32 protein-coding genes and 1 tRNA gene are annotated in these 26,989 nt (G+C 65.7%); 12 read left to right on the forward strand and 21 right to left on the reverse strand.

Features of this window, described 5'->3' with window-relative positions; translation table 11 throughout:
• Positions 1-35: 35 nt before the first annotated feature.
• From FG94_RS27470 to FG94_RS23430, 3 genes are all read right to left on the reverse strand, one after another.
• Complete coding sequence (locus tag FG94_RS27470; protein ID WP_152571089.1) at positions 36-218, reverse strand: hypothetical protein; 183 nt, start codon at positions 216-218, stop codon at positions 36-38.
• 124 nt (positions 219-342) lie between these two features.
• Positions 343-780 (reverse strand): FKBP-type peptidyl-prolyl cis-trans isomerase, encoded by a 438-nt coding sequence (locus tag FG94_RS23425; RefSeq protein ID WP_036216776.1) that lies wholly within the window; start codon positions 778-780, stop codon positions 343-345.
• A gap of 117 nt (positions 781-897) precedes the next feature.
• On the reverse strand, positions 898-2,775 hold the full coding sequence (locus tag FG94_RS23430) for a potassium transporter Kup (protein WP_036216958.1): 1,878 nt from the start codon (positions 2,773-2,775) through the stop codon (positions 898-900).
• Positions 2,776-2,943: 168 nt separating this feature from the next.
• Between FG94_RS23430 and rarD the strand changes: the two genes are divergently transcribed.
• From rarD to FG94_RS23445, 3 genes are all read left to right on the forward strand, one after another.
• A complete protein-coding gene (gene rarD / locus FG94_RS23435; protein WP_036216778.1) occupies positions 2,944-3,822 on the forward strand; it encodes an EamA family transporter RarD in 879 nt (292 codons plus the stop codon).
• Between the two features lie 84 nt (positions 3,823-3,906).
• Positions 3,907-5,574, forward strand: coding sequence for an energy-dependent translational throttle protein EttA (gene ettA / locus FG94_RS23440; protein ID WP_036216780.1), 1,668 nt, complete (start codon positions 3,907-3,909; stop codon positions 5,572-5,574).
• Positions 5,575-5,742: 168 nt separating this feature from the next.
• Positions 5,743-6,276, forward strand: coding sequence for a transposase (locus FG94_RS23445; protein ID WP_036216782.1), 534 nt, complete (start codon positions 5,743-5,745; stop codon positions 6,274-6,276).
• Positions 6,277-6,325: 49 nt separating this feature from the next.
• Here the strand turns inward: FG94_RS23445 and FG94_RS23450 are convergent, their stop codons facing one another.
• The gene (locus FG94_RS23450) at positions 6,326-6,898 is read right to left on the reverse strand and encodes a porin family protein (protein WP_027864610.1); all 573 of its coding nucleotides are present in this window, start codon (positions 6,896-6,898) and stop codon (positions 6,326-6,328) included.
• Between the two features lie 173 nt (positions 6,899-7,071).
• The gene (locus FG94_RS23455; protein WP_036216784.1) at positions 7,072-7,668 is read right to left on the reverse strand and encodes an alpha-ketoglutarate-dependent dioxygenase AlkB; all 597 of its coding nucleotides are present in this window, start codon (positions 7,666-7,668) and stop codon (positions 7,072-7,074) included.
• Positions 7,669-7,720: 52 nt separating this feature from the next.
• Here FG94_RS23455 and FG94_RS23460 point away from each other — a divergent pair, with 52 nt between their 5' ends.
• Positions 7,721-8,308: a molybdopterin-dependent oxidoreductase gene (locus FG94_RS23460; RefSeq protein WP_027864612.1), complete on the forward strand. Its 588-nt coding sequence runs from the start codon at positions 7,721-7,723 to the stop codon at positions 8,306-8,308.
• On the opposite strand, the gene FG94_RS23465 is transcribed toward FG94_RS23460, so the two are convergent.
• From FG94_RS23465 to FG94_RS23495, 7 genes are all read right to left on the reverse strand, one after another.
• A complete protein-coding gene (locus FG94_RS23465; RefSeq protein ID WP_027864613.1) occupies positions 8,299-8,661 on the reverse strand; it encodes a hypothetical protein in 363 nt (120 codons plus the stop codon). The genes FG94_RS23460 and FG94_RS23465 overlap by 10 nt on opposite strands.
• Before the next feature lie 120 nt (positions 8,662-8,781).
• On the reverse strand, positions 8,782-9,159 hold the full coding sequence (locus tag FG94_RS23470) for an MAPEG family protein (protein ID WP_027864614.1): 378 nt from the start codon (positions 9,157-9,159) through the stop codon (positions 8,782-8,784).
• 157 nt (positions 9,160-9,316) lie between these two features.
• The gene (locus FG94_RS23475) at positions 9,317-10,144 is read right to left on the reverse strand and encodes a Rossmann-like and DUF2520 domain-containing protein (protein WP_036216785.1); all 828 of its coding nucleotides are present in this window, start codon (positions 10,142-10,144) and stop codon (positions 9,317-9,319) included.
• A gap of 1 nt (position 10,145) precedes the next feature.
• Positions 10,146-10,724, reverse strand: a complete 579-nt coding sequence (locus tag FG94_RS23480; RefSeq protein WP_036216786.1) for a DUF924 family protein — start codon at positions 10,722-10,724, stop codon at positions 10,146-10,148.
• Positions 10,725-10,773: 49 nt separating this feature from the next.
• The gene (locus FG94_RS23485) at positions 10,774-11,517 is read right to left on the reverse strand and encodes an MgtC/SapB family protein (protein WP_036216787.1); all 744 of its coding nucleotides are present in this window, start codon (positions 11,515-11,517) and stop codon (positions 10,774-10,776) included.
• A 9-nt stretch (positions 11,518-11,526) separates the two neighbouring features.
• Positions 11,527-11,793: a hypothetical protein gene (locus tag FG94_RS23490; RefSeq protein WP_036216788.1), complete on the reverse strand. Its 267-nt coding sequence runs from the start codon at positions 11,791-11,793 to the stop codon at positions 11,527-11,529.
• Positions 11,793-13,607: an aminopeptidase P family protein gene (locus tag FG94_RS23495; protein ID WP_036216789.1), complete on the reverse strand. Its 1,815-nt coding sequence runs from the start codon at positions 13,605-13,607 to the stop codon at positions 11,793-11,795. Before FG94_RS23495 ends, FG94_RS23490 begins: the two co-directional genes overlap by 1 nt.
• A 111-nt stretch (positions 13,608-13,718) precedes the next feature.
• Between FG94_RS23495 and FG94_RS23500 the strand changes: the two genes are divergently transcribed.
• Together FG94_RS23500 and FG94_RS23505 are read left to right on the forward strand one after the other, a co-directional pair.
• Positions 13,719-14,069: an MmcQ/YjbR family DNA-binding protein gene (locus FG94_RS23500; RefSeq protein ID WP_036216790.1), complete on the forward strand. Its 351-nt coding sequence runs from the start codon at positions 13,719-13,721 to the stop codon at positions 14,067-14,069.
• A 76-nt stretch (positions 14,070-14,145) separates the two neighbouring features.
• The gene (locus tag FG94_RS23505) at positions 14,146-14,775 is read left to right on the forward strand and encodes a hypoxanthine-guanine phosphoribosyltransferase (protein WP_051997040.1); all 630 of its coding nucleotides are present in this window, start codon (positions 14,146-14,148) and stop codon (positions 14,773-14,775) included.
• 1 nt (position 14,776) lies between these two features.
• Here FG94_RS23505 and FG94_RS23510 read toward each other — a convergent pair whose 3' ends face one another.
• The 5 genes from FG94_RS23510 to FG94_RS23530 form a co-directional block, all read right to left on the reverse strand.
• Positions 14,777-15,733 (reverse strand): nitronate monooxygenase family protein, encoded by a 957-nt coding sequence (locus FG94_RS23510; RefSeq protein ID WP_036216792.1) that lies wholly within the window; start codon positions 15,731-15,733, stop codon positions 14,777-14,779.
• Between the two features lie 95 nt (positions 15,734-15,828).
• Positions 15,829-16,740, reverse strand: coding sequence for an MBL fold metallo-hydrolase (locus tag FG94_RS23515; RefSeq protein WP_036216794.1), 912 nt, complete (start codon positions 16,738-16,740; stop codon positions 15,829-15,831).
• A 1-nt stretch (position 16,741) separates the two neighbouring features.
• Positions 16,742-16,966, reverse strand: a complete 225-nt coding sequence (locus FG94_RS23520; protein ID WP_036216796.1) for a DUF1289 domain-containing protein — start codon at positions 16,964-16,966, stop codon at positions 16,742-16,744.
• A complete protein-coding gene (locus FG94_RS23525) occupies positions 16,966-18,435 on the reverse strand; it encodes a UbiA family prenyltransferase (protein ID WP_051997041.1) in 1,470 nt (489 codons plus the stop codon). Before FG94_RS23525 ends, FG94_RS23520 begins: the two co-directional genes overlap by 1 nt.
• A gap of 87 nt (positions 18,436-18,522) precedes the next feature.
• Complete coding sequence (locus FG94_RS23530) at positions 18,523-18,969, reverse strand: thioesterase family protein (RefSeq protein WP_036216800.1); 447 nt, start codon at positions 18,967-18,969, stop codon at positions 18,523-18,525.
• 79 nt (positions 18,970-19,048) lie between these two features.
• Between FG94_RS23530 and FG94_RS23535 the strand changes: the two genes are divergently transcribed.
• Positions 19,049-20,116 carry a PHB depolymerase family esterase gene (locus FG94_RS23535; RefSeq protein WP_036216802.1) on the forward strand — a complete coding sequence of 356 codons (1,068 nt, stop codon included), beginning with the start codon at positions 19,049-19,051 and terminating at the stop codon, positions 20,114-20,116.
• 3 nt (positions 20,117-20,119) lie between these two features.
• On the opposite strand, the gene FG94_RS26855 is transcribed toward FG94_RS23535, so the two are convergent.
• A complete protein-coding gene (locus FG94_RS26855; RefSeq protein ID WP_081926156.1) occupies positions 20,120-20,323 on the reverse strand; it encodes a cysteine-rich CWC family protein in 204 nt (67 codons plus the stop codon).
• 110 nt (positions 20,324-20,433) lie between these two features.
• Between FG94_RS26855 and argB the strand changes: the two genes are divergently transcribed.
• Entirely contained in the window at positions 20,434-21,363 is a 930-nt protein-coding gene (gene argB, locus FG94_RS23540) for an acetylglutamate kinase (protein WP_051306276.1), read from the forward strand.
• Positions 21,364-21,404: 41 nt separating this feature from the next.
• Positions 21,405-21,479: transfer RNA gene (locus FG94_RS23545), tRNA-Thr, on the forward strand.
• Between the two features lie 24 nt (positions 21,480-21,503).
• Here FG94_RS23545 and FG94_RS23550 read toward each other — a convergent pair.
• A complete protein-coding gene (locus FG94_RS23550; RefSeq protein WP_036216804.1) occupies positions 21,504-22,406 on the reverse strand; it encodes a TraB/GumN family protein in 903 nt (300 codons plus the stop codon).
• A gap of 40 nt (positions 22,407-22,446) precedes the next feature.
• Here FG94_RS23550 and FG94_RS23555 point away from each other — a divergent pair, with 40 nt between their 5' ends.
• The 3 genes from FG94_RS23555 to pabB are packed head-to-tail and all read left to right on the forward strand — an operon-like array spanning position 22,447 to position 25,636.
• Complete coding sequence (locus FG94_RS23555) at positions 22,447-23,175, forward strand: HAD-IA family hydrolase (protein ID WP_036216806.1); 729 nt, start codon at positions 22,447-22,449, stop codon at positions 23,173-23,175.
• A 30-nt stretch (positions 23,176-23,205) separates the two neighbouring features.
• Positions 23,206-23,781 carry a nucleoid occlusion factor SlmA gene (gene slmA / locus FG94_RS23560; protein ID WP_036216808.1) on the forward strand — a complete coding sequence of 192 codons (576 nt, stop codon included), beginning with the start codon at positions 23,206-23,208 and terminating at the stop codon, positions 23,779-23,781.
• A gap of 19 nt (positions 23,782-23,800) precedes the next feature.
• Positions 23,801-25,636 carry an aminodeoxychorismate synthase component I gene (gene pabB / locus FG94_RS23565; protein WP_036216809.1) on the forward strand — a complete coding sequence of 612 codons (1,836 nt, stop codon included), beginning with the start codon at positions 23,801-23,803 and terminating at the stop codon, positions 25,634-25,636.
• 6 nt (positions 25,637-25,642) lie between these two features.
• On the opposite strand, the gene FG94_RS23570 is transcribed toward pabB, so the two are convergent.
• Positions 25,643-26,254 (reverse strand): OmpW family protein, encoded by a 612-nt coding sequence (locus FG94_RS23570; protein ID WP_152571091.1) that lies wholly within the window; start codon positions 26,252-26,254, stop codon positions 25,643-25,645.
• Between the two features lie 110 nt (positions 26,255-26,364).
• Positions 26,365-26,964 carry a glutathione peroxidase gene (locus FG94_RS23575; protein WP_036216811.1) on the reverse strand — a complete coding sequence of 200 codons (600 nt, stop codon included), beginning with the start codon at positions 26,962-26,964 and terminating at the stop codon, positions 26,365-26,367.
• Between the last annotated feature and the right edge of the window lie 25 nt (positions 26,965-26,989).

Here is a 26,989-nt window from a genome sequence, read left to right on the forward strand (position 1 = left end):
ATCGGGTTCTGGCTGGGTAGAGGAATAGCGACTCATCAGTTCCGCTGCGCCGCCAGCCGCCCGGCCATGCACACGACCAGCCCCGCCAGCAGCAACCAGCCGTCCGGCTCGCCCTGCACGGCAGGCGGCGGCATGCATGCCGGGGGCGCCGTGGGCGCCGCCGCGCCGGCGGACGATGAACAAAAGAGGAAGACAGAGAGGAAAAGAAGGGTTCGCATGGCGCACAGGAGCTTTGTCGGGATCAGCAGCTTCAGGCATGAAGCGGACCCGGCCTGTGCGCCAGCGCAGGCGTGCGCGCAAAAAAAAACCGGGGCAGCGCCCCGGTCCTGGCCAGCGAGACTTTTACTCGATCTTGGTCAGGGTGATTTCGAAGACCAGGCCATTGCCGCCCGGAATACCGTTCGAGCCTTTATCGCCATAGCCCAGGCTTGCCGGCACTTCGATGGTGCGCTTGCCGCCCACCTTCATGCCGAGCACGCCCTGCTGGAAGCCGGGGATGACACTCGTCGAGCCGAGCAGGAAGGAGAAGCTGTTCGACTCGAGCTGGGTGCCCTTGTGGTCGGCGAGCGCAGTGTTGTACAGCCACAGGGTATAGGTGACGGTGGCGGTCTTGCCGTTGACGGCTTCGGCCCCAGTGCCCAGGACGTTGTCGGTCTTGACCAGTGCGGTCGGGTTGTTCGGGTTGACGATAGGCGCACTGGAATCGCCGCCACCGCCGCCGCAGGCGGTCAGGCTCAGGAGGGCAACAAAGGCGGCGATCAGGGGGAACTTCAGTTTCATGGGGCGGGTCCTTGGGTACGGAGGGGCGGAAAGTTTATGCAGCGAAACTTCAAACCTTACCCGAGCCCTCGACGGGCGTCTATCCCTGGACTGTCCGCCTTTTGTATTTTTCTGTAATTAAATTTCCACTTGCGTGCCGAGCTCGATGACGCGGTTGGGCGGGATCTGATAATAATCGGCCGCAGCGCGTGCATTGCGCGACAACATCACGAACAGGTGCTCGCGCCATGGCGCCATGCCGCCGCCCGGGGCCGAGATCACGGTCTGGCGCGCGATGAAGAAGGAAGTCTCCATCATCTCGAAGGTCAAGCCCAGTCCGCCGCACTGGCGCAAGATGCCGGGAATGTCCGGCTCGTCCTTGAAGCCGTACTGGACGTCGAGCTGGAAGCAGTTGTGGCCGAGCTCCACCACCGCGACCTGTTCTTCCGCCGGCACCCAGGGCACTTCGCGCATGTGCACGGTGAGGAAGACGACGCGCTCGTGCAGGACCTTGTTGTGCGACAGGTTGTGCAGCAGCGCATGCGGCACGCCGTCGCTCTCGCCGCGCAGGAACAGCGCGGTGCCCGGCACGCGCGCCGGCGGCGCCACGAACAGCGACTCCATGAAGGCGTCCAGCGGGATCGCATGCTTTTCCAGGTTCTCGAACACCAGCTCGCGGCCGCGCTTCCAGGTCAGCATCAGGGTCAGCAGGATGGTGCCGAGCAGCAGCGGGAACCAGCCGCCGTGCAAGAGCTTGAGCGTGGTCGACGAGAACAGCAGCACGTCGATCACCAGGAAGAAGCCGGTGGCGCCCACGCACACCACCAGCGGCAGGTGCCAGCGGTAGCGGGTGACGAAGAAGGTCAGGATGGTGGTCGCCATCATGGTCGCGGTCACGGCGATGCCGTAGGCGCCGGCCAGCCCGTCCGAGGAACCGAAGCCGATCACGGCGATCAAGACAATGGCCAGCTGCAGCCAGTTGACGGCCGGGATGTAGATCTGGCCGATCTCGCTTTCCGAGGTGTGCAGGATGCGCATGCGCGGCAGCAGGCCCAGCGCGATCGCCTGCTTGGTCATCGAATAGGTGCCGGAGATGGTCGCCTGCGAGGCGATCACGGCCGCCATGGTCGACAGGATCACCAGCGGGATCACGCTCCAGGTGCCGAGCTGGTGGAAGAAGGGATTCTCGACCGCGCTCGGATCATTGATCAGGAGGCCGCCCTGGCCGAGGTAGTTCAGCACCAGGGCCGGGTAGGCGATCGCGAACCAGGCCAGGCGGATCGGCTTGCGCCCGAAATGGCCCATGTCGGCGTACAGGGCCTCGGCCCCGGTGATCGCCAGCACCACCGCGCCCAGCGCCACGAACGCGAGCAGCTTGTTCTCGAGCATGAAGTGCAGCGCGTGGTAGGGATTGAGCGCGTTCAGGATCACCGGCGAGGCGATGATGTTGATGACGCCCATGGTCGCCAGCGTAATGAACCAGACCAGCATGACCGGCCCGAAGAAGCGGCCGATGCCGGCGGTGCCGTGGCGCTGCACGCTGTAGAGAAGCACCAGCACCACCACCGCCAGCGGCACCACGTAGTGCGACATGCCGGGTGCCGCCACTTCCAGGCCCTCGATCGCGCCCAGCACCGAGATGGCCGGCGTGATCACGCTGTCGCCGTAGAACATGGTAGCGCCCAGCACGCCGATGACCAGCAGCGGGAAATGCCAGCGCGAGGCCTTGGTGACCGAATTAGTGGCCAGGGCCATCAAGGCCATGATGCCGCCTTCGCCACGGTTGTCGGCGCGCAGCACCAGCGTGACGTACTTGAGCGAAACGATGATCGTCAGGCTCCAGAAGATCAGGGAAATGATGCCGAGGATGTTGGGGGTGTTGAGGGGGAGGCCGTGCTCGTGGTGGAAGATCGCGCGCAGGGTGTAGAGCGGGCTGGTGCCGATATCGCCGTAGACGATGCCGATGGCGGCCAGCGTCAGCGCCGCAACGCTGCTCTTCTTGTTTTCGGTACTCAAGTTTGCACCATTGTTCTGTTCTTGGTGCAGCGCACCATAAAATAACAGCAAGAAAATTGCAAGAAGATTTCGTATTGATAGTACACCCTCTCAAAAACCGCTTGCGCCAGCAGAGAAATTGCGCATCAGGGATAATGTCACCTCAGCAATCGCCCTCCCTTTTTCCCCATGCGCTCCGGTATCCTGTCCGCCGCCCTCGCCTTCCTGTGCTGGGGCCTGTTCCCTATTTATTTCCATGCGCTGGGCGACGTGCCGCCGGTGCAGATCCTGGCGCATCGGGTGCTGTGGTCGCTCGGTTTCCTGCTGGTCGTGCTGGCCTTGCGGCGCCAGTGGAAATGGTTATCCCAGGTACGCCAGCCGCGCGTGTTCTGGAGCTTCGCCGCCTCGGCCTTGCTGTTGTCGGCCAACTGGCTGGTGTATATCTGGGCGGTCAAGAACGGCCACGTGATCGAGGCCAGCCTCGGCTACTTCATCAATCCGCTGGTGAACATCATGTTCGGCTATCTGCTGCTGAAGGAACGCATGCGTCCGGCGCAATGGGGGGCGATCGCGATCGCCGCGCTGGGCGTGGGCTGGCTGACCTGGCAGTCGGGCTCGGTGCCCTGGATCGCGCTGGTGCTGGCCGCCACCTTCGGCGCCTACGGCCTGCTGCGCAAGACCGCGGCGCTCGGCGCCCTCGAAGGCCTGTCCTTCGAAACCATGGTGCTGTTTCCGTTCGCGGCCGCCTACGTCGGCTGGCTGAGCGTGACCGGCGACAATGCCTTCGTCAATGCGCCGCTGGACGCGACCCGCATCCTCCTGGTTCTGGCCGGCCCGATCACGGCGATCCCGCTGCTGCTGTTCGCCACCGGCGCGCGCAAGATCCCCCTGTCGATCCTGGGCCTGCTGCAGTACCTGTCGCCGACCATCCAGTTCCTGCTGGGCGTCTGGCTGTTCCACGAAGCCTTCAGCAGCGACCGCCTGGTCGGCTTCCTGATGATCTGGGCTGCGCTGGCGCTGTTCGCGGGCGAAGGCCTGCTGCGCAACCGCGCCGCGAAGACAAGCTGACCCATCCGCGCCGGCACATAAAGTCCTGTGTCCGGCGCGGTTCTGTCGTATCCTGTGCACCTTAAACAACACCAGAGTTAAAGCATGGCCAATTACGTCTATACCATGAATCGCGTGGGCAAAATCGTCCCGCCAAAACGTCAAATCCTGAAAGATATTTCCCTGTCCTTCTTCCCGGGTGCGAAGATCGGCGTGCTGGGCCTGAACGGCTCGGGCAAGTCGACCCTGCTGAAGATCATGGCCGGCATCGACACCGACATCCAGGGCGAAGCGCGCCCGATGCCGGGCCTGAACATCGGCTACCTGCCGCAGGAACCGCAGCTCGATCCGGAAAAGACCGTGCGCCAGGAAGTGGAAAGCGGCCTGGGCGAAGCCTTCGAAGCGCAAGCCAAGCTGGAAGCCGTGTACGCCGCCTATGCGGAAGAAGACGCGGACTTCGATGCCCTCGCCAAGGAGCAGGAGCGTCTGGAAGCCATCATTTCCGCGGCCGACGGCGGCAACCTGAACCTGCAGATGGAAATGGCCGCCGATGCGCTGCGCCTGCCGCCGTGGGACCAGAAGATCGGCGTGCTGTCGGGCGGCGAGAAGCGCCGCGTGGCATTGTGCAAGCTGCTGCTGAGTAAACCGGACATGCTGCTGCTGGACGAACCGACCAACCACCTGGACGCCGAATCGGTCGAGTGGCTGGAGCAGTTCCTGCTGCGCTTCCCGGGCACCGTGGTGGGCATCACCCACGACCGCTACTTCCTCGACAACGCCGCCGAATGGATCCTGGAACTGGACCGCGGCTCGGGCATCCCCTGGAAGGGCAATTACTCGTCCTGGCTGGACCAGAAACAGGCGCGCCTGAAGCAGGAAGAAGCGACCGAATCGGCACGCCAGAAGGCGCTGGCCAAGGAACTCGAATGGGCGCGCCAGAATCCGAAGGCACGCCAGGCCAAGTCCAAGGCCCGCCTGGCCCGCTTCAACGAGCTGAGCGAATTCGAATACCAGAAGCGCAACGAGACCCAGGAGATCTTCATCCCCGTGGCCGAGCGCCTGGGCAATGAAGTCATCGAGTTCAAGAACGTCTCGAAGGCTTTCGGCGACCGCCTCTTGATCGACAACCTGTCCTTCACCGTGCCGCCGGGCGCGATCGTCGGCATCATCGGCCCGAACGGCGCCGGTAAGTCGACCCTGTTCAAGATGATCGCGGGCAAAGAGCAGCCGGACAGCGGCGAAGTCGTGATCGGCAAGACCGCCAAGGTCTCGCTGGTCGACCAGAGCCGCGACGAGCTGGCCAACAACAAGACCGTGTTCGAGGACGTCACCGGCGGCGCCGACTTGCTGAGCGTGGGCCGCTTCGAGATGCCGTCGCGCGCCTACCTGGGCCGCTTCAACTTCAAGGGTTCCGACCAGCAGAAGGTGGTCGGCAACCTGTCGGGCGGCGAACGTGGCCGCCTGCACCTGGCCAAAACCCTGCTGCAAGGCGGCAACGTGCTGCTGCTGGACGAACCGTCGAACGACCTCGACGTGGAAACCCTGCGCGCGCTGGAAGACGCCCTGCTCGAGTTCGCCGGCAGCGTGATGGTGATCTCGCACGACCGCTGGTTCCTGGACCGCATCGCGACCCACATCCTGGCCTTCGAAGGCAATTCGCAAGTCACCTTCTTCGACGGTAACTATCAGGAATACGAAGCCGACAAGAAGAAGCGCCTGGGCGAAGAAGGCGCCAAGCCGAAGCGTATCCGCTACAAGCCGCTGACGACCTGAGCCCATCAGTAAGTGTTTGTTATATAAAAGAAAACCCCGCACTTGCGGGGTTTTTTTATCACCGGAAACGAACGCGGCTTCGAAACCGCTGTGTGTAAAATCCTTGGCGATTAGGCCATGTGGCCTGGGATGTCCGCTGCCTTTGCAAGGGACGGACTGACGGAGCCTATGATTGATTACCGCAACAACCGCGTCCCGGGCGGGACCTTCTTTTTCACGGTGCGGCTGCTCGAACGCGGCAGCACCTTGTTGACAGACCATATCTCCGCCTTCGGCGAAGCCATGCGCCTGGCGCGCGTGCGCAAGCCCTTCCATGTCGATGCCTGGGTGGTCCTGCCGGACCATGCGCATGCGATGTGGACGCTGCCGCCGGGCGACCACGACTGCTCGAGCCGCTGGCGCGCGGTCAAGATCGCCTTTTCCAAGGCCTTGCGCAAGTCCACCATGCCGGAGGCGGCCGACGGCACGATCTGGGAACGCCACTACCAGCACTACCGGGTCGGCGACGACGACGAGTACGCGGCGCTGGTCGACTACACCCACCTCGATGCGGTACGGCACGGCTTCTGCAGCCATCCGCGCGAGTGGCCGTGGTCCTCGCTGCACCGCTTCCTGAGTAGCGGCCACGCGATGCCGGCGCCGGAACTGGTCGTGCCGCCCTGGGTACACCGCCCGCAGCCGCACGGCTACGCGCGCTTGTAGGAAAAACAAAAGGCCCCGCAGGGCCTTTTGTCGTTGAAGCGATGGGCGTTTAGAAAGCGTACTTGGCGCCGATGGTCCAGACGTCGGCCTTCGCGCCGAAGTCCTTGCTCTTGCCATAGCGCTCGTATTCGCCGATCAGCGACACGTTCTGGTTCAGCTTGTACTCCGCCCCGAGCGCGCCATAAGCCTCGGTCTTGCTGCGGCTCATGTTTTGCGAGGCATTGATCAGTTCCAACTCGCTCTTGGTGCGCGCCGCGCCGAGCTTGCCGTAGACCGAGAACTGCTCGTTGACCGGCAGGGTGGCCTTGGCCGCCAGGTAGAAGGCGTGGCCATCGGTCTCGCCGCGGTTGTTCACGCCGCCGATCGAATAATTGACGTCCGACTTGCGGAAGTCGGTATAGCCCGCTTCGACACCCCAGTTCTGGTCGAACTCATAGCCGCCGAAAATCTTGCCGGAGGCCTTATAGCCTTCGGTGTCGACATTGGTCGCGCCGGACATCTTGAAGTCATGATCGGCGCTTGCCACACCGGCGCCGACATAGGCGCGTGGCGCGGTGGTCTGGGCCTGGGCCGCCGACATGGCGGCCGCGGATGCGATCAGTGCAACGATGAGCTTTTTCATGCGAATCCTTTTACTTTGGCTGGTTCGCGATTCCCATTGAATCGCGATACTGCCAAGGTAGCATCGGTTTCGCTTTATTAAAGTCCCAGGGCCGTAAAAACTGTAAGCAGTTGTAAATTACTGACTCAAGCGTTAGATAATTCTCCGAAAAGATACGGAAAGTAGCGTACTGATTAGACGATGTTGCGGAAAGTTAGGTTCAGGCGCGCGCCGACGGGCTTGGCCGTTTTGTTGATCCCGTGCATCCAGTTAGCCTGCAACGAACCAGCCATGAACAGCAGGCTGCCGTCCGTCAGCGGCAGTTTCAGGGTCTCTTTCGTGTGTTTGTGGCGCAGGATGAAGGGCCTGGTCGCGCCGAAGCTGAGCGAGGCGATGGCCGGCTGCGAGCCCAGCTCGGGCTCGTCGTCGCTGTGCATGCCCATGCTGTCTCGGCCGTCGCGGTAATAGTTCAGGAGCACGCTGTTGTAGCGCCGGCCGGTGGCCGCCTCGGCTGCGCGGCGGATGGTGTCGAGCAGTGGCGTGAACGGCAGCGGCGCCAGGCTCAGTCCCGAATAACGGTAGCCCTTCTCGCCATGCCAGGCGCTCAGGCGCGGCTGCAGGTGACGCTTGCCGTAGACGACGACGCTTTCCTCGCGCCAGGCGGTTTCTTCGATCAGGCGCGCCAGTACCACCTCGTTCGGCCAGGGCAGCGGCAACTGGGGCAGGAAGGCCAGTTCCCCATCGCGAATGGGAATCGGGGCAAGCGTGCAGGCTGAGGTAAACAAGTCCATTGTGCAATATCTGTGGCTATGATGACGGTTTTCCGCCACCACGCATTTTCGCATGGACAAACGTCACTTCCTGGGCGCGGCACTTGCCTCCAGCGCCCTGCCCGCCATTGCCGCACCGGCCCCGGCGCCGGCCGGCGGACCTGCCCTGCTCACCATCACGGGTGATATCAAGCGCAGCAACCGCGCTGGCCTCGACCCGGTACGCGACCAGATGATGTTCAAGCAGAAGCTGGCATTCACGCGCGCCTTGGCGCTGGATTTCGCGGCGATCGCGGCCTTGCCGGTCCAGACGATCCGGCCGACGCTGGAATACGACGGCAAGCCGCATACCCTGCGCGGACCGCTGCTGCTTGAGGTACTGGCCCTGGCCGGTGTGCGTCCCGGCGACACCGGCAAGGTCCTCTTGCGTGCGGTGGACGGCTATGCCGCCGCCGTCCCGATGGGCCAGCTGCGTGCCTGGAAATTCATCGTCGCGACCCATCTCGACGGGCAGCCGATGGCGCTGGGTGGATTGGGGCCCTTGTGGGCGGTGTACGACGCGGACCGCGTGCCGGCAATGGCGGCGCGGCCGGTCAGGGAGCGCTTCGGGGCTTGCCCCTGGGCGCTGTATCACATCGAGGTATTAGCGGATCAGGCGTAGGCTTCGGCCAGGCTCATGACGCGCGGCGTCACCGTGACGCCGACATTGCCGAACAGGGCTTCGATCGCCGCCAGGTTGGCCTTGCATTCCTCGGCTTTCCAGCCGTTGAACAGGTCGGTGCCGTCCTTCTGGAAGTGCAGGTCCAGCACCTTGCCCTTGTCCTTGTGGACATAGCTCTGCTGGTGGGTGTTCCTGAAGCCGAGTTCGGCCAGGCCCGCCAGCACGGTTTGCGGCGGATTGTCCGGATCGGTCGCCAGGAAAACACCGAAGGTCTTGCCCGGCGGTTTGGCGGCAACGTCGACTTCATAGATCCCCGGGGCCTTGGTGACGCTGGTGCTCTTCAGGAACAGCATAGGTTCTCCTTCTCCTGTTGCCCGCGCGGCCATGCTGGCGGGCGGACGGTTATTGGTATCAGCGTCCTAGCTTATTGCTCTGCGGGAACTTTGTCGATCACTGTATGCACTTTTTTGGCGTTAGCGCAGTAACAGGCCCCATACGGTGCCGCCAATTAACAACGCGCAAGCCAGCATTCCCGTAATAAACCCCAGTTCGCGCTTCGCCGGGTCGCGGTAATAGCCGAGCGCATAGGCGATGCGGCCCAGGCACCACAGCAGGCCGCCAGCCGCCGCCCACAGGTCGCCCAGGTAGAAGGCGCACAGCCACAGCGGCACCAGCACCAGGGGCAGTTGTTCGAGGGTATTGGCCTGTACGCGCTGGCAGCGCAGGAACTCTTCCGGCCCTTCCATCATCGGCGCCGGCACATCGTGGCGGATACGGGCACGGCCGGCATTCACGCCGGTCCAGAAATAGACGCCGAGCGCGGCCAGGGTGGCCCAGGCGGTGAAGAACATCGGAACTCCTGTGGATAAAGCTTTGGATAAGAACATGGAAAGACCTTGGAAAAACCGGGGAAAAGCGCGTGGATAAACCTTGGATAAGGGCCTGGACAAGCGCTGGATAAGGGGTGGGATATCCCGTGGAAAAGCGCTGGACAAGCCCTGGATAAGTTCAGGATTCGCCGCGCTTGCGGCGCGCCAGCTCGGCGGTCGGCGGCACCAGCGCTTCGTACAGGCGCCCGGTGGCGGCATCCCAGCGCGTGACCGCCTCCTGCTGGCGCGCCACGGTGGCGAAGTCGCCGCGCGCCACCGGTCCGCTGAGCGCCGCTTCAGGGCCCAGGCGGAACACGTTGGCCAGGGCTTCGGTGGCGAGAGGCCGCGCCAGTTCGCGCGCCACCTCCGCCGGCACGCCGGCCGCCTCATAGGCGCGCAGGGCGGCGTCGACCACCGTCACCAGGTAATTCGACGCGAACACCGCGGCCGCGTGGTAGACCGTCTTGGCGGCCGGGTCGATGCGCACCAGGCGCGCACCGATCGCCGCGAAGGCCGGCTCCAGCAGCGCCAGCGCTTCCTGGTCGCCCTCGATGCCGCAGAAGGTGCCGGCGAAATCCGCGGCCACGGCTTGCGGGTCGGCGAAGCTGCGCACCGGATGCACGCTGGCGACGTGGGCGCCGGCCGCGCGCGCCGCCTGCAATTCGCCGGAGGCCTTGGCGCCGCTGCAGTGGAACACGACCGCTCCCGCCAGCTGCCCGCGCGCCGCCAGGGCTTCGCAGGCGGGCACGATGGCGTCGTCGCCCACCGCCAGCATCCACACCCGGGCCGGGCGCATCTGCGCCAGCGTGGTGCAGGCCTGGCCGGCGCCGATGAAATCGACCGCCTCGCGGGCGCTGGCGGCGCTGCGGGTCAGGACGTCCTGCACGGTGAAGGCGCCGCCGGCCGCGAACAGGCGCCCGAGCGCGCGGCCAACGTGGCCGGCGCCCACCAGGTTCAGCGTCGCCACCTCAGAAACCGGAGCCGGGAAGCGCGAGGTAGGCCAGCTCTTCCGGCGACGAGGCGCGACCGAGGATGGTGTTACGGTGCGGGAAGCGGCCGAAGCGGGCGATCACGCCGCGGTGGCGGTGCGCGTAATCCAGCGCCTCGGCGAAGCCTTCGTGCTGGGCGGCCAGCTCGGTGAACAGGGTCACGGCCTGCTCCTGCATGCGCGCGTCCTCCGCATGCTCGAAGGGCATGTAGACGAACTGGCGCTCGACCGGAGAGAGCGCCAGGTGCTCGCCCGAATCCACCAGCTGCTGCGCGCTGGCCAGCGCCAGCGTGTCGCCGGCGAAGGATTCCGGCTTGCCGCGGAAGGCGTTGCGGGTGAACTGGTCGAGCACGAGGATGCGCGCCAGCGCGCCGCGCGGCCCGAGCTCGTCCCATTCGCGCAGCCCGCCCGCCAGCGCCTGGTGGATGAGGGCGCCGAAGCGCTCGCGCAGCGCCGCGTCGAAGGCCTCGTCCTTGCGGAACCATTCGATGCGCTGTTTGCCATGGCCTTCGCTGCCTTCCGGCAGGAACCAGAAATCGAGAACGTCTTGTGCTTGCATTGATGACCCCCAGTTCTGAATAAACTGACTTATTGTTGTTGGATTTTTCTTAATTACGGGCGTGCGACAGCTGGAAGGCTTCCAGTCCCTCGAAAGCGGCCAGCTCCTGCGCCAGTTCCGACAAGGGCGCGCCGCTGCGGTTCGACAGCGCCAGCGCCACGAAGCGCCATTCCTGGCGGCCTTCGTCGCTGCTGATGGTGAGGGAGCTGCCCGCGATCTCGTAGCCGCGCTCCAGCGCGGCCTGGCGCATGATCTCTTCGCGCGGCATCACCTGCGGCTTGAAGCGCATGCGCACCGCCACCGCATGCCGCGAAGGCAGGATGGTTTCCAGGCGGTTCAGGTAGATCATGATCATGCCCGAGAAGAAGGCCAGACCCATGGCCGCCAGGTAGAAGCCGACGCCGACCAGGATGCCGATCGCGGACGAGGCCCAGATCGAGGCGGCCGTGGTCAGGCCGCTGATGTTGAAGCCCTCGCGCATGATGACGCCGGCGCCGAGGAAGCCGATGCCGGTCACTACGCCCTGGATGATGCGGGTCGGGTCGACCGGCGCCAGCACGCCGCCATGGCCGCCGTACCAGAAGTCCGGGTAGCCGGCCAGGATGGTCAGCGCGGCCGAGGCCATGCACACCAGGCCATAGGTGCGCATGCCGGCGGCGCGGCCGTGGTAGGCGCGTTCATAGCCGACCAGCAGGCCGAGCGCCAGCGCGCCGGCCAGGTGCAGCAGGATCAGGCCATTGGTGATGATGCTGGATTCGGACCAGTAGGCAGCTAGCAGGGCATTCGAGGGCATGGCGGGTCGTCACGCTCCCGGCTTCTTGCGCACCAGCTGCTTCTCAAAAGCCTCGTCGTGCTTGCTGATCCGCTTGACCTCCTGCGGGCCGAGGCCGTTCACGAAGGCGACGAAGTCGTCCAGCTCGAGCGGCGCATTGAGCGCGGGCGCGCCCGGGGCTTCGGATAGGTAAAACAGCCCGTCGCCGGTGCGCGCCATCGAATACGCGGCATTCCCGGTGCGCTTCTTGAGACGCTCGACCGCCGCGCTGGCGCGGGTGGAACGGGAGCTCGCCATCAGATCGCCTCCGTGCGTGTCAAGAGCCAGTCGCGCGCCGCGCCGGCGACAATCGGCTCGAGGCGTGCACGCACCGTGGCGTGGTAGGCGTTCAGCCACGCGATCTCGTCTTCGCGCAGCAGCGAGCGCACCAAAGGACGGGTGTCGATCGGGCACAGGGTGAGCGTCTCGAAGCCCAGGTATTCGCCGAACTCGGTATTGTCCACCACCCGGTTCAGCACCAGGTTCTCGATGCGGATGCCCCAACGGCCCGGGCGGTAGATGCCCGGCTCGATCGAGGTGATCATGCCCGGCTCCATCGCGGTGTGCGGGTCCGGCGGCACTGCTGGCGAAATGGTCTGCGGACCTTCGTGCACATTCAGGAAGTAGCCGACGCCGTGGCCGGTGCCGTGGCCGTAGTCGATGCCGGCGGCCCAGATCGGCGCGCGCGCGATCGCGTCCAGCATCGGCGAACGGGTGCCGCGCGGGAAGCGCGTCGCGGACAGGTTGATCAGGCCCTTCAGCACCAGCGTGTAGTCGCGCTTCTGCGCTTCGCTCGGGGTGCCGACCGGGATCACGCGCGTGATATCGGTGGTACCGCCCAGGTACTGGCCGCCGGAATCGACCAGCAGCAGGCCGTCGCCCTCGATCGTCGCGCAGCTCTCTTGCGCGGCGCGGTAGTGCATGATCGCGCCGTTGCTGTTGAAGCCGGCGATGGTCGAGAAGCTCGGGCTGATGAAGTTGGGACGGCGCGCACGGCTTGCCGTGATGTGGGTGTCGATCGCCACTTCGTCCAGCGGCGCGCGGCCCGGGTTGGCCAGTTCGGCTTCCAGCCAGGAGAAGAATTCGCACAGCGCCGCGCCGTCCTGCTCCATGGCGGCGCGCACGTTGACGGCTTCGCTATCGAGCTTGCGCGACTTGGCGAAGGTGGTCGGGTTCATCGCTTCCACCACGTTCACGCCCTGCGCCACCGCGGCGCGCATGCCGGCGGTCACCCGGCGCGGGTCGAGCAGCAGGGTGGCGCCATCCGGCAGCGCCGCCAGCGCGGTGGCGGCATTGGCGTACGGCGCCAGGTGCACGCCGTCGGACTCGAGACGCGCACGCACCTCAGCCGGCACCTTGCCTTCGCCGACGAACAGGGTCGCATCGGCGCGGCCGATCAGCGCATGCGCCAGGAACACCGGATTGAAGCTGACGTCGGCGCCGCGCAGGTTGAACAGGTAGGCGATGTCGTCCAGCGTCGAGATGACATGGAAGCCGGCGCCGTGGTGCTCCATGGCGGCGCGGGTCGCGGCCAGCTTGTCGGCGCGGCTCATGGTCGCGTAGGGCGGCAGGTGCTCGAACACCGGGTCGGCCGGCAATGCCGGGCGGTCCTGCCACACCTCGTCGAGCAGGTCGATATCGGTACGCAGCGCGATGCCCTTGGCCGACAGTGCGTCCGACAAGAGGCGCGCGCCGGCCAGGCCGAGCACGCGCGCATCCACCGCGACGGTCTGGCCGGTGCTCAGGTTGGCCGCCAGCCAGTCCACGTGCATCTGGCTGGCGGCGCCCGGGATCTTCATCAGGGCGATCTCGCTGCCGGCCAGCTCGGTCTCGGCCTGGGTCCAGTAGCGGCCGTCGGTCCACACGCCGGCAAAGTTGGCGGTGGCGATGAAGGTGCCGACCGAGCCGGTGAAGCCCGACAGCCACTCCCTGCCCTTCCAGTGCCCGGGCAGGTATTCCGACAGGTGCGGGTCGCTCGACGGCACGACATAGGCGTCGATGCCGGCACGCGCCATTGCGCTGCGCAGCTGGGCCAGGCGCTTGCTGCGGACTTGTTCAAATTCAGTGGACATGGCTTGGGTCTTGGGTTGTTATCCTAGCCACGTATGATACGCCGAACGGCGCGTTACAATGTTGTCCGAGACGAACAAACGACCGGCGCACACGCCGGCACAGGAGACAGAATGGATTTTGAAGCGGCAAAGGCACTCTGCCGCAGCTTCCCCGGCTGCACTGAAGACACCAAGTGGGACCACGACACCGTCTTTTCGGTCGGCGCCAAGATGTTTGCCGTCACCAACAAGGACGGCCCCTCGACCGGCTTCAGCCTGAAGGCCGACGACGAGCGCTTTCTTGAACTGACCGACCGCCCCGGCATCCTCCCTGCCCCCTACCTGGCGCGCGCCAAGTGGGTGTTCGTGACGCCGGAGGCCCGGCTCGACGACGAGGAGTTCGCCGCCCTGCTGCGCCGCTCGTATCAGCTCGTTTTCGCCAAGCTCACCCGCAAGCTGCAGCGTGAGATCCAGGGCGCCTGATTCCAACAGGAACGCGCCCGCCTACCTGATTGGCGCATAATCGCAGCGCCATCCCGACACCAGAGACAGAACGACCATGCAAGACTACCACCATGACCGCGCCCGCGCGCTGCTCGCCAACGCCACCCAGATCGTCACGCCCGAAGAAGTCCAGGCCGCGGTGGCGCGTGTCGCCACTGAGCTGAACAAGCGCTTCGGCAATCCCGACGAGAAGTCCTTCCCGCTGGTGCTGGGCGTGATGGGCGGCGCCGTCGTGTTCACCGGCCACCTGCTGCCGCAGCTCGACTTCCCGCTCGAATTCGACTACATCCACGTGAGCCGCTACGGCGACGCCGACCGCGGCGGCCAGATCGTGTGGAAGGTCATCCCGCGCCAGGACGTGGCGGGCCGCACCATCGTCGTGGTCGACGACATCCTCGACGAAGGCGAGACCCTCGCCCACGTGAAGCAGCGCCTGCTCGACATGGGCGCGGCCGAAGTGGTCGTCGCGGTGTTCGCCGACAAGGACCTCAAGCGCGCCAAGCCGATCAAGGCCGACCTGGTCGGCCTGACGCTGCCGAACGAGTTCGTGGTCGGCTTCGGCATGGACGTGTACAACTACTGGCGCAACCTGCCGGGGCTGTGGTCGATCAACCAGGACGACCTGAGCGCGGCGGAACCGCCGCCGCCCTTCCCGACGCCCGACGCGAAGCGCCTGGACGACTGATTCACCCGAGCGCGAGGCGCGCGCGCGCCGCGGCGTATTCCGCCTTCAGGCGCTCGACCATCTCGGCCACGCTCGGCACGTCGTCCATCAGGCCCACGCCCTGGCCGGCGCCCCAGATGTCGCGCCAGGCCTTGGCGCTGCCGGCGCCAAAGCTCATCTTGCTCTTGTCCGATTCCGGCAGGTTGTCCGGATCGAGCCCGGCGGCCACGATCGATTTCTTCAGGTAGTTGCCGTGCACGCCAGTGAACAGGTTGGTGTACACCACGTCGGCCGCCGCCGATTCCACGATCGCGTCGCGATAGGCGTCGCTGACGTTCGATTCCTTCGTCGCCAGCCAGCGCGAGCCGATGTAGGCGAAGTCGGCGCCCATGGCCTGGGCTGCGAGGATCGCGTCGCCGGTGGCGATCGAGCCGGACAGCGCGATCGGACCCTTGAAGAACTTGCGCACCTCGCCCACCAGCGCGAAGGGCGACAGCGCGCCCGCATGGCCGCCGGCGCCGGCCGCCACCAGGATCAGGCCGTCCACGCCGGCTTCCAGCGCCTTTTCCGCGTGGCGGATCGAGACCACGTCGTGCATCACGATGCCGCCGTAGGCGTGCACCGCATCGAGCATCTCCTTCGGCGGCGCGCGCAGCGAGGAAATGATGATCGGCACCTGGTGCTTCACGCAGACCTCGACGTCGTGCGCCAGGCGGTCGTTCGAGGTGTGCACGATCTGGTTCACCGCGATCGGGCCGACCTTCACGCCCGGATTGGCGTCCTGGTAGGCGGCCAGTTCGCGCTGCAGGTCCGTCAGCCAGGTGTCCAGCAGCTCGGCCGGGCGCGCGTTCAGGGCGGGGAAGGAGCCGACGATGCCGGCCTTGCACTGGGCCGCCACCAGCGCGGGACCGCTGGCGATGAACATCGGCGAAGCGATGACAGGGAGGGACAGGTCTTGCAGCACGGGTGGCAGCGTCATGGATGGCTCTCGATGGTCGGTTAACTGATCGGTTGATCAAACGTAGTCAAGGCATTATGCCGTGAAAAAAGAACGATCGTGCTAGATTTTTGTCTCTAAACGTCAAGCAGCGTGCCGCCATCGATGCGGGCGGCGCCGGCGCGCACCAGTGCTGCGCAGGCCCAGTGCGCCAGTTCGTCCTTGGCCATCGCCAGCACCCCGGTGCGCACCCGCTCCACCAGCGGGATCGAGGCCAGCAGGCCAGGGAGCGCGTCCAGCGCCAGCGTGCGCCGCTCCAGCAGCAGGAATTTCAGCAGCACCTTGACCGCGTTCTGCGCATTGCGCAGCGGGTCGGCGCTCAGGTAGTCCAGGCGCGTTCTGGCCCGCGCCAGCGCCCCCGGCACGTCGCCGAACACCGCGCCATGGCCGGGAATGACCACGCGCGCATCCAGGGTGGCGATCAGGTCGAGGGTCGCGCCGACCTCGTCGAAGCCCGGCTCGCCCGCCAGTTCCGGGAACACCACGCCGAAGCCGTTTTCCCACAGCGCGTCGCCGGAAATGAGGATGCCTTCGCTTTCGCAGAAGAAGAGCAGCGCATGCGGGTCGTGCCCGGGCGCCGCCGCTACCGCCCAGTGCAGGTCGCCCAGCACCAGCGTGTCGCCCGGCGCCAGGGTGGCGTCGAAACCGAAGCGCGCGCACTGCTGGCCGGTGGCGCGGTAGCTGAGCGCCTCTTCGTCCCATGCCGCCACCTTGGGGGCGTCCAGCGCCGGGATCGCGACCCGGCAGCCATAGGTTTGCGCCAGCAGGGCGTTGCCGCCGCAGTGGTCGGAGTGCAGGTGGGTGTTGAGCAGGCGGTCGAGCGGGCGGGAACCGAGCACCTGGCGCACCAGGGCCAGGGTCTGCGCCGCATGCGTCAGGTAGCCGCTGTCGACCAGCGCCGTGTCATCGGCGCCGGTGAACAGGATGTTGTTGGACGAGAGCCAGCCGCGCTCGAAAACGTGGATCGACGGGGGCAGGCGCAGGCTCACCTCAGCCCCAGTCGATCTCGGATTCGCGGCGCCGGATCTCGGCCCACACGGCGCGCTTGTCCTCGTCGCTGGCGCTGCCCCAGGCGACGATTTCCTCGATCGTGCGCAGGCAGCCCCGGCACAGGCCGGTAGCAGGCTCCATCTGGCACACGTTGATGCAGGGAGAAGGGACGGGGCTTTGCAGTTCCGGTGCGCTCGGCAGCGGCGGTTTTTGCGGCAGGGACATCAGAAGATCGCCGCCAAGTCGAAGAAGTAGGCACAGCCCATGACCACGCCCATCGCGATCACGACCAGCCGGCTGCCGCGGTCCTTGAGCGCATACAGGACCGGGTCGTCGTCCATTTCATCGCGCCCGGTCTTGATCCACAAACGTCCGAGCCAGTAGATCAGCAGCGCCACGGCAGCCCACAGCAGCGTGGGGGTGGCGTAGCGCGCCTGGGTTTCGGGTGCGTGGATGTAGAGGCCGAACACCACCACCGCCGACATTGCCGAGGCCAGGCCCATCGGCCACAGCACGGCCAGGTCACTGACGCGGTAGTCGCGCCCGCGGGTACTGTTGCCGCCGCTGCCCTGCAGGGCCTTGAGCTCGGAACAGCGCTTGACCAGCGCCAGGCTGAGGAAGACGAACAGCGAGAAGGCCAGCAGCCAGGAGCTGGTTTCGATACCCACCGCCACCGAGCCGGTGACGATGCGCATGGTGTAGAGGATCGACAGCGCCATGACGTCCACCAGCACGTATTCCTTCAGGCTCCAGCTGTAAGTCGTGGTCATGACGACGTAGGCCAGCAGCATGGCGGCGAAGCCTGCGTTAACCCCAAGGACGGCGAGCCCGAACGCGACCGCCATCAGGCCGGCAGCAGCCGCGACACCCGAGGTGATCGGCAGCACGCCGCTGGCGAAGGGGCGCAGACGCTTGCGCGGATGCTGGCGGTCGTTGCCGAGGTCCCACAGGTCGTTGGCGATGTAGGTCGCCGAAGCCGCCAGCGAGAAGCACAGGAAGGCCAGCAGCATGGTAGCGATGTCGGCCGGGGCAAACGAGAACGCGGTGAGCATCGGCACGAACAGCAGGACGTTCTTGGCCCACTGGTGCACGCGCAGGGCCTTGCGCCACACTCGCAGCCCGGCGGCGGGACGGGCAAACTCCTTCTCGACCACGTGTTCCTTGCGCACCCGGCGCGCCAGCGATTCGGATGCGCCGACCAGCAGCGCCGCTTGGGCGCCTTTCCATACCGCGAGGTCGGCTGGACTATCGCCGGCGTAGGCAAACTCCGGTCCGACTTCTTCGCGGATCGCGGCCAGCTTGTTGGATCCCTTCAGGTTGCGCGTCTCGTCGGTGGCCAGCACGCGGTCGAACAGGCCGAGGTGGGCGGCAACGCCATCGGCGATCTTGCGGTGAGCGGCAGTGGCCAACACGATCTCGCGGCCGGCCGCCTTTTCGGCGCGCAGGTAATCGAGCAGCTCTTCGCGATAAGGCAGCTGCGCCGCCGGCACCTCGACGCGACGCGCAATTTCGGATTTCAGCGCTTCACGGCCGCGCAGCAGCCAGAACGGCAGGCGCAGCAGGCTGGATGGCGATTGCCGGGCCAGCAGTACGACGGACTCGACCAGCGTATCGGTCAGGGTCAGGGTGCCGTCGAGATCGACGACCAGCGGCACGGCGGTGGACACTGGTTCAGCCTGTTGGAAATTCAACATACACACTCGAAAAAAGGGAACGCAATAGAAGGCATTTTCTACTTGTAGGAATGCCGGTAGAAGGTCAATTGTAATTCTGGTATCGATTTATTGCTTGTCAATTACAACATCGACACGCGCCTGTTGCTTTCGCGCCAGTTTTTCGGCAAAGCGTGCTGTATCGATCAAACAACGCTCATGGATGCCTTCACAGACTTTTTCGACCTCGTCCCAGGCGTCGACCCGGAAACGCACCCGGCGCCCCTCCACTTCCAGCACCTCGCCCTCGATCCGCAGGCGCATACCGGGCGGCGTTGGCGCCAGGTGGCGGAAGTTCACCATCGTCCCCAGGCTCTGCTCGTGCGGCCAGTCGACGTAGGGCATCATTCCGTGCAAGCAGGCAAGTTCCATCATGCCAACAAGGTAACCGATGGCCAGCACATCCGGCATATCGCGGCAAAACAAGGTATCGTGGTAAAGCTGGGGCACGCTGGCGCGCTCCGGGACGGTGTAGTGCCATTCGAAGCGAAGGCCGGGCTGGAAAGTGGGATGCATGGGCGCAGCTTAGCGCATTGCAAGGCTGCCGTAAGCCTGGGAAGGGAGATTGCAAGCAATGGCACGAACAGGAGGGCCAATGAAGCTGAACAAGAAACTGATGGCACAGATGCGTGCCGCCACCCGCTCGACGGTGCGCTCTTTCCTGCACACGGGACCGGCGGCGGCAGACACGATGATCCAGGAAACGCTGAAGAACGCCACCGCCCTGCAGCGCGAAGCCCAGCGCCAGATGCGCAGCGTCGGCGTGGGGGTCGCCGCGGCGGCAAGCGATCCGTTCGAAGCGGAACTCGGCGTCAGCCTGCCAGGCAAGTTCATCGACGGCAGCCACACCAACCCGGCCGGCACCCGCGACTACAAGCTGTACGTCCCCGGCAGCAGTGGCGGCAAGGCGCTGCCGCTGCTGGTGATGCTGCATGGCTGCACCCAGGATCCGGAGGATTTCGCCAACGGCACCGGCATGAACGAACTGGCCGAGGAAGCGCCCTGCCTGGTGCTGTATCCCGCGCAGAGCAAGGCAGCCAACCCGTCGCGCTGCTGGAACTGGTTCAACGCGGTCGACCAGCAGCGCGACCAGGGCGAACCCGCGATCATCGCCGGCATGACGCGTGCGATCATGGAACAGTACCCGGTCGATCCGGAACAGGTGTACGTGGCGGGCCTGTCGGCCGGCGGCGCGATGGCGACCATCATGGGCACGCTCTACCCGGACCTGTACGCGGCCGTGGGCGTGCATTCGGGCCTGCCGTTCGCATCGGCGCACGACCTGCCCTCGGCGCTGGCGGCCATGAAGGGCGAGTTCCGGCGCGCGCAAGCGCAAGCCCAGCTGCCCGGACGACAGCTCCCGATCATCGTCTTCCATGGCGACCAGGACACCACCGTGCATCCCGTGAATGCCGACGAACTGATCGCCCAGGGCGCGCGCCAGGCGGCACGCCGCGCCGCGGAGCCGGGACGGGTGCCCGACGGCCATGCCTACACGCGCACCCTGCACCACCGCGAGGACGGGGCGGTGCATGCCGAACACTGGCTGATCCACGGGGCGGGCCATGCCTGGTCGGGTGGACGCGCGCGCGGCAGCTATACCGACGGGCGCGGACCGGATGCGAGCCGCGAGATGCTGCGCTTTTTCCGCACCCGCCGTTGAACCTCAGCCGGCGCGGCGCTTCGCCTCCTCGGCCTCGATGTGGGCACGCAGGCAGGGCGGGCACCAGCAGCCGGCAGCCTCCCGCGGCACCGGCACGGCGGGCGGCAGCGTCGTGCACCAGCAGGGTTCAGCGCTGCCGGTTACCATGGCACAGCCGAATTCGGCGCCGCAGCGGCTGCATGTACTCGGGGTGGAAACGCTACTCATGGTTCTTTACGGTGGGGATCGAGCCCATAAAATACAACAAGACGCCATATAATCAGCACAAGTACTACCCTGTTGCCTTAAAATCTTGCGACATTTAATTTGGACCCTCCATGAACGCTACTCTGACCAGCCTGAACACCGACGACCAGCCCAATGATCTGACGAAAGTATCGCCGCAGATCAAGGCGCAGATCCTGGCGGAGGCGCTTCCCTACATCCGTAATTTCCACGGCAAGACCATCGTCATCAAATACGGCGGCAACGCCATGACCGACGAGCGCCTGAAGCACGGCTTCGCACGCGACGTCATCCTGCTCAAGCTGGTGGGCATGAACCCGGTCGTGGTGCACGGCGGCGGTCCGCAGATCGACAATGCGCTGAAGAAGATCGGCAAGCAGGGCACTTTCGTGCAGGGCATGCGCATCACCGACGAGGAAACCATGGAAGTGGTCGAGTGGGTGCTGGGCGGTGAAGTCCAGCAGGACATCGTCATGCTGATCAACCACTACGGCGGCCAGGCCGTGGGCCTGACCGGCAAGGACGGTGGCCTGATCCGCGCACGCCGCATGAGCATGCCGGACAAGGAAAAGCCGGGCGAATTCCTGGACATCGGTTTCGTCGGCGAGATCGAGGCGATCAACCCTGCCGTCGTCAAGGCGCTGCAGGACGACGCCTTCATCCCGATCATCTCGCCGATCGGCTTCGGCCAGGACGGCCAGGCCTACAACATCAATGCCGACGTCGTCGCCGGCAAGATCGCCGAGATCCTGAAGGCCGAAAAGCTCATCATGATGACCAATATCGCCGGCGTGCAGGACAAGGCAGGCAACCTGGTCACCGACCTGTCGGCGCGCGAGATCGACGAGATGTTCGAAGACGGCACGATTTCGGGCGGCATGCTGCCGAAGATTTCGTCGGCGCTGGACGCCGCCAAGTCGGGCGTCAATACCGTGCACATCATCGACGGGCGCATCGAGCACAGTTTGTTGCTGGAAGTCTTGACCGAGCAGGCATTTGGCACTATGATCCGGTCTCACTGATTTTTTGTGGCGGAAATTTTCGCCACATTAAATGACAAGATGCCCTTGTAGCTCAGTGGTAGAGCACTCCCTTGGTAAGGGAGAGGCCACGTGTTCAATCCACGTCAAGGGCACCACCTCCCCCCTGCAATACCTCCTCCTTAGTAGATCCGATCCACCTTGATGCCGCGCTTGCGCAGCAGCTCGGGCAGTCCGCCTTGTCCCAGCAGGTGCAGCAGGCCCACCGCCACCACCGCATTGTTTTCGCGCGCCAGCAGCGCCGCCACCTTGTCCGCCATCGGTCCGTTGCGCTCATCGAGCAGGATGTCGCGCATGAATTTCCCGGTCAGGCTGTCGTCGCTTTCCACCCGCCGCATCAGGTCTTCCTGGGCGCGGCGGTCGGCGCGCTCGTAGGCATCGAGCATCTCGCGCGTTTCGCGCAGCTGGCGGCCCGAGGCCATGTCTTCCAGCGTTTCTTCCAGCAGGCGCCACTGGTCTTCGTCCGACAGGCGGTTCAGCAGCCCGGCCTGGTAGTGCATGGTCTCGAGCTCGGCGATGCGAGTCTTGCCCTGCCGCGCCAGCGTGGCGAGGTGGTCGTCGACGCCGAGGGCCGGGTCATAGCCCAGCTTGGCGGTCTCGAACACGGCAAGCATGGTCACCAGCATCCAGGGCTTCAATTGCGCCACGGCGGCCGGCTCCAGCCCGTGCTTGCGCAGCGCGGCTTCGATGCGCGCGCGGCGCTCGGGCGCCAGGCCCGCGTAGCCGGGGCTACCGGGCGGGAACATGCCGTGCTGCCGGACGGCGGCCGCGATCGCGGCCGGGTCGCCCTTCATGTCGATTTCCAGCGCCAGCGTGGGAGCGGCCGCGATCGCCGCCCGGATGCGCGGCTCGAGGGGATAGAAGTCGGCGCGGCCGACGTGCATGGTGCCGTACAGGTACAAGGTATTGCCCTTGTCCGTGGCCTTGAACAGCGCGCCGCGCGCTATGCCCACGTCGGCTGCCAGCGCCTGGAAGGCCAGCAAGAACAAGCTGAGGAACACCACTATAATCGGACGTCGTTGCATTCATTTCTCCTTGTTGTATTCGCGCTGTTAATCTGAAATTGTGGCAAATCATACCCTCCCCTCCCCCGTCTGGCTGTTCGACCTCGACAACACCCTGCACGATGCCTCGCATGCCATCTTCCCGGCCATCAGCGCCAATATGAACACCTATATCGGACGCGTGCTGGGCGACGGCCTCACTCCCGCCACCCAGGCGCAAGTCGATGCGGCGCGCCTGGGCTACTGGAAGCGCTACGGCGCCACCCTGCTCGGCATGATCCGCCACCACGGCGTGTCGGCGGCCGACTTCCTGCACGTCACCCACGATCTCGGCGCCCTCGACAAGCTGGTGCGCGCGGAAAAGGGGCTAGGCACGCTGCTGCGCCGCCTGCCGGGCCGCAAGATCCTGCTCACCAATGCGCCGACGCGCTATTCGACCGACGTGATGCGCCACCTGGGCCTGAGCCGCCACTTCGCCCACCACGTGGCGATCGAGCACATGCATGTGCACCGCCAGCTGCGCCCCAAGCCTTCCAGCCTGATGCTGCGCCGCCTGCTGCGCAAGCACGGCGTGGCGGCGCGCCGCTGCATCCTGGTCGAGGACACGCTGGCCAACCTGAAAAGCGCCAGCCGCCTCGGCCTGCGCACCGTCTGGGTGACGCAGTACCTGCGCATGAGCGATCCGATCGGAAAAGCGCCGCTGCCAAGGACCCTGAAACGCCCCGGTTACGTCGATGTCAAAGTAAAATCCGTGCGGCAGCTTCCGGCGCGTTTGCACCGGCTGCGCTAATACCAACAACAACACGAAACTAGGGATCACATGGCAACCAAGCCAGGTCAGCGCAAGCTGCAAATCCTCCAGGCCCTGGCCTCGATGCTCGAGCAGCCGAAGGGCGAAAAGATCACCACGGCGGCGCTGGCGGCGCGCCTGTCGGTATCGGAGGCGGCGCTGTACCGCCACTTCGCCAGCAAGGCGCAGATGTACGAAGGCCTGATCGAGTTCATCGAGTCCAGCGTCTTCGGCCTGATCAACCAGATCGCCGAACGCGAGGAAGACGGCGTGCACCAGGCGCACGCGATCCTGCAGATGCTGCTCTCCTTTGCCGCCAACAACCCGGGCATGACCCGGGTGCTGATCGGCGACGCGCTGGTGGGCGAGGACGAGCGCCTGCAGCTGCGCATGAACGGGTTCTACGATCGCGTCGAAATGGCCTTCAAGGGCGCACTGCGGATCGCCGTCACCCAGGGCCACGGCCTCGAGACCGACGTCGCGGCGCGCGCCAGCCTCCTGGTGAGCTACGTGACCGGACGCTGGCACCGCTTCGCCAAGAGCGGCTTCAGGCAGAACCCGGCCGAAGGCACGGCCCTGCAGCTGTCGCTGCTGCTGGCGGCATAAGGACAAGCGCCAGGCGATCATGGACACCCAGGAAGTATTCGCGCTGCTGGACGACGCCGGGGCGGCCGGCGAGGCCCGTTCGCGCCTCTACAGCCGCCACGCCGGCACGCTGCATTGCCTTGATACCGCCGGCTGGCCGCAGCTGCTGCGCGAACTGCAGGAAGCACTGGGACGCGGCCTGTACGCGGTGCCGCTGCTCACCTACGAACTGGGCGCGCATCTCCAGGGGGTGGCGGCGCAGCCGGTGCAAGGCGCGCTGGCGCAGGTGCTGCTGTTCGAACAGTGCGAGCACCTGGACGCGGCCCAGGTCGAGGCCTGGATCGCCACCCGCGCACCCGCCGACGAACTGGCGGGCGTGGCCGGCATCACGCCCAATGTGGACGAAGCGGCCTTCACCGAGGCGATCCGGCGCATCCGCGACTACATCGCCGCCGGCGACACCTACCAGGTGAACTACACCTACCGCCTGCGCTTCGACACCTACGGTTCTCTGGTCAAGCTGTATGCGCGGCTGCGGGCGCGCCAGCGCGTGCCCTACGGCGCCCTGGTGGCCCTGCCGGACGGCGGCGCGGTCTTGTCCTTCTCGCCCGAGCTGTTCGTGCGCCACGAGGCCGGCAAGCTGCTGGCGCGGCCGATGAAGGGCACCGCGCCGGCCAGCGGCGACGATGCGGTGGATGAGGAGCGCTCCCGGGCGCTCTCTTCGGACACCAAGAACCGTGCCGAGAACCTGATGATCGTCGACCTGCTGCGCAACGACCTGGGACGGGTCGCCGTCACCGGCAGCGTCGAGGTGCCGGCGCTGTTCGAGGTGCGCCGCTACGGCACCGTGCTGCAGATGACCTCGACAGTGCAGGCGCGCCTGCGCGAGGATGCGAGTCTGGAGGAGGTATTCGCTGCGCTCTACCCCTGCGGCTCGATCACCGGCGCGCCGAAGCGCCGCAGCATGGAGATCATCCACGAACTCGAACCGAGCGCGCGCGGCATCTATACCGGCGCGATCGGCTGGTTCGATCCGCCCGCCGCGGGCAGCGCCAACACCTTTGGCGATTTTTGCCTGTCGGTCCCGATCCGCACCCTGGCGCTGGGTGCGCCGGAGGGCGGCACCCGCAAGGGAGAGCTGGGCGTCGGCGCCGGCATCGTGTACGACAGCGATGCCGCCTCCGAATATGCCGAATGCCAGCTCAAGGCGCGCTTCCTGACCGGCCTGCCCAACGAGTTCGAAATCTTCGAAACCCTGCGCGCTTCCTGGGACGACGGCTGCCGCCACGTCGAGCAGCATCTCGACCGCCTGGCCGCGTCCTGCCGCTACTTCGGCTATCCGTTCGACTATGGCGCCGCCCGCGCGGCATTGAACGAGGCCTGCCTGGCCATGCCCCATGGCCAACTGCACCGGCTGCGCCTGGCGGTGGCCACCGGCGGCGCGCTGACCGTGCAGGCGGCGCCGATCACGCCCTTGGGCGAGCCGGTGGCGCTGTTGCTGGCGCAGGAAAGCACCCATTCGGGCGACGTCTTCCTGCGCCACAAGACGAGCGTGCGCAGCCGCTACAATGCGGCCTGGCGTGCCGCCGAGGCGCAAGGGGCGTTTGACGCCTTGTTCTTCAACGAGCGCGGGGAACTGACCGAGGGAGGACGCAGCAACGTGTTCCTGCGTTTCGGCAGCGAGTGGATCACGCCGCCCCTGTCGAGCGGCCTGCTGCCGGGCGTGATGCGCGGCGTGCTGCTGCGGGCGCCGGCCTGGCGCGCCAGCGAGCAGCTCATCACGCGTGAGATGCTGGCGGAGGCGGACGACATCGTCGTCTGCAATGCGCTGCGCGGGCCGCTGCGGGCGGTCCTGCTGGACGACCCGCAGGGCTAAGCTGTTTCAGAAGCGGTAACCGAACCCCAGGCCGAACAGCACCGGATCCACCTTGACCGCGCTTGCCTTGGCGCCGCCGACCATCACGTCGCTGCGGATGTTCACTTTTTTCACATCGAGGTTCAGCGACCAGCGCGCATCGAGCCGGATGTCCACGCCGGCCTGCAGTGCCAGGCCCCAGCTGTCGTTCTCGAGATCGGCCGCCCCGTCCAGCAGCTTCACGCGCGAGATGCGCGTGTAGTTCAGGCCTGCGCCCACGTAAGGATTCACTGTCGACTGCGGCGCGAAGTGGTATTGGGCCGTCAGGGTCGGCGGCAGGTGGCGGAAGCTGCCGATGCGGGCGCCGTCCAGGGTGACGTCGTGCTTCTGTGGATACGTCAGGATCAGCTCGGCCGCCAGGTGCGGCGTGAAGAAATAGGAGATGTCGACTTCGGGAATGGTCTTGCCGGCCACGTGGATGCGGTCCGCGGCGCCGCTGCCGGCCAAGGGCGCGGATTCATTCGCCGGGTCGATGTGGACGGCGCGTGCACGCACCATCCAGTTGCTGTCCTGTGCCAGGGCCTGGCTGCCGGCAAGTACGAGAGAGATCGCCAGCACAGGCTTCAACAAGGTTTTCATTTTTCTTCCTTTCGTCATGGTAACGAGAGGAAGAATATTGATGCAGCGCAAAAAAATCGTTGATGTGGATCAAATAACCATAACGCTAGGAAGGTTATTCGATCCTTGCCTTACATGGCGAGTGCCTGCTCGATCTTGCCGACCAGGGCTGGGTCTTCCGGCGTCACCTTGCTCGGGAAGTGTTCGAGCACCTTGCCATCGCGGCCGATCAGGTACTTGGTGAAGTTCCACTTCGGCGCCTGGCCGGTCGCCTTGGTGAGGCTGGCGTGCAGCGGGTTGGCTTCCGGACCGGTGACCGCGCTCTTGGCGAACATCGGGAACTTGACGCCGTAGGTGTTGAAGCAGAAGTCCGCGATTTCTTTCGCATTGCCCGGCTCCTGCTTGCCGAAGTCGTTCGAGGGGAAGCCCAGCACCACCAGGCCGCGCCCGCCGTACTTCGCGTACAGCTTCTCGAGTCCTTCGTACTGCTTGGTGAAGCCGCAGTAGCTGGCCGTGTTCACGACCAGAACCACCTTGCCCGCATACTGGCACAGGTCCTGCGGCGCGTCGTCCTGCAGGCGCTTGAAATTCTGCTTGAGGATGGCGGGGCAGCTCATCGGCATGCGCGCGGCAGCGGGGGCGCCCGGCGTGGACGTGGCCTGTGCGGCGGCAGGAAGAGCAGCGCTGGCTGCGGCAAGGGCAGCGAACAGCAGGACGGTGGTCTTGATCATGGCGGGGAGTTCCCTGGTTGGTGAT

Origin of the sequence: Massilia sp. LC238 (assembly GCF_000735635.1) — a bacterium.
Taxonomy (GTDB): Bacteria; Pseudomonadota; Gammaproteobacteria; order Burkholderiales; family Burkholderiaceae_D; genus Telluria; species Telluria varians.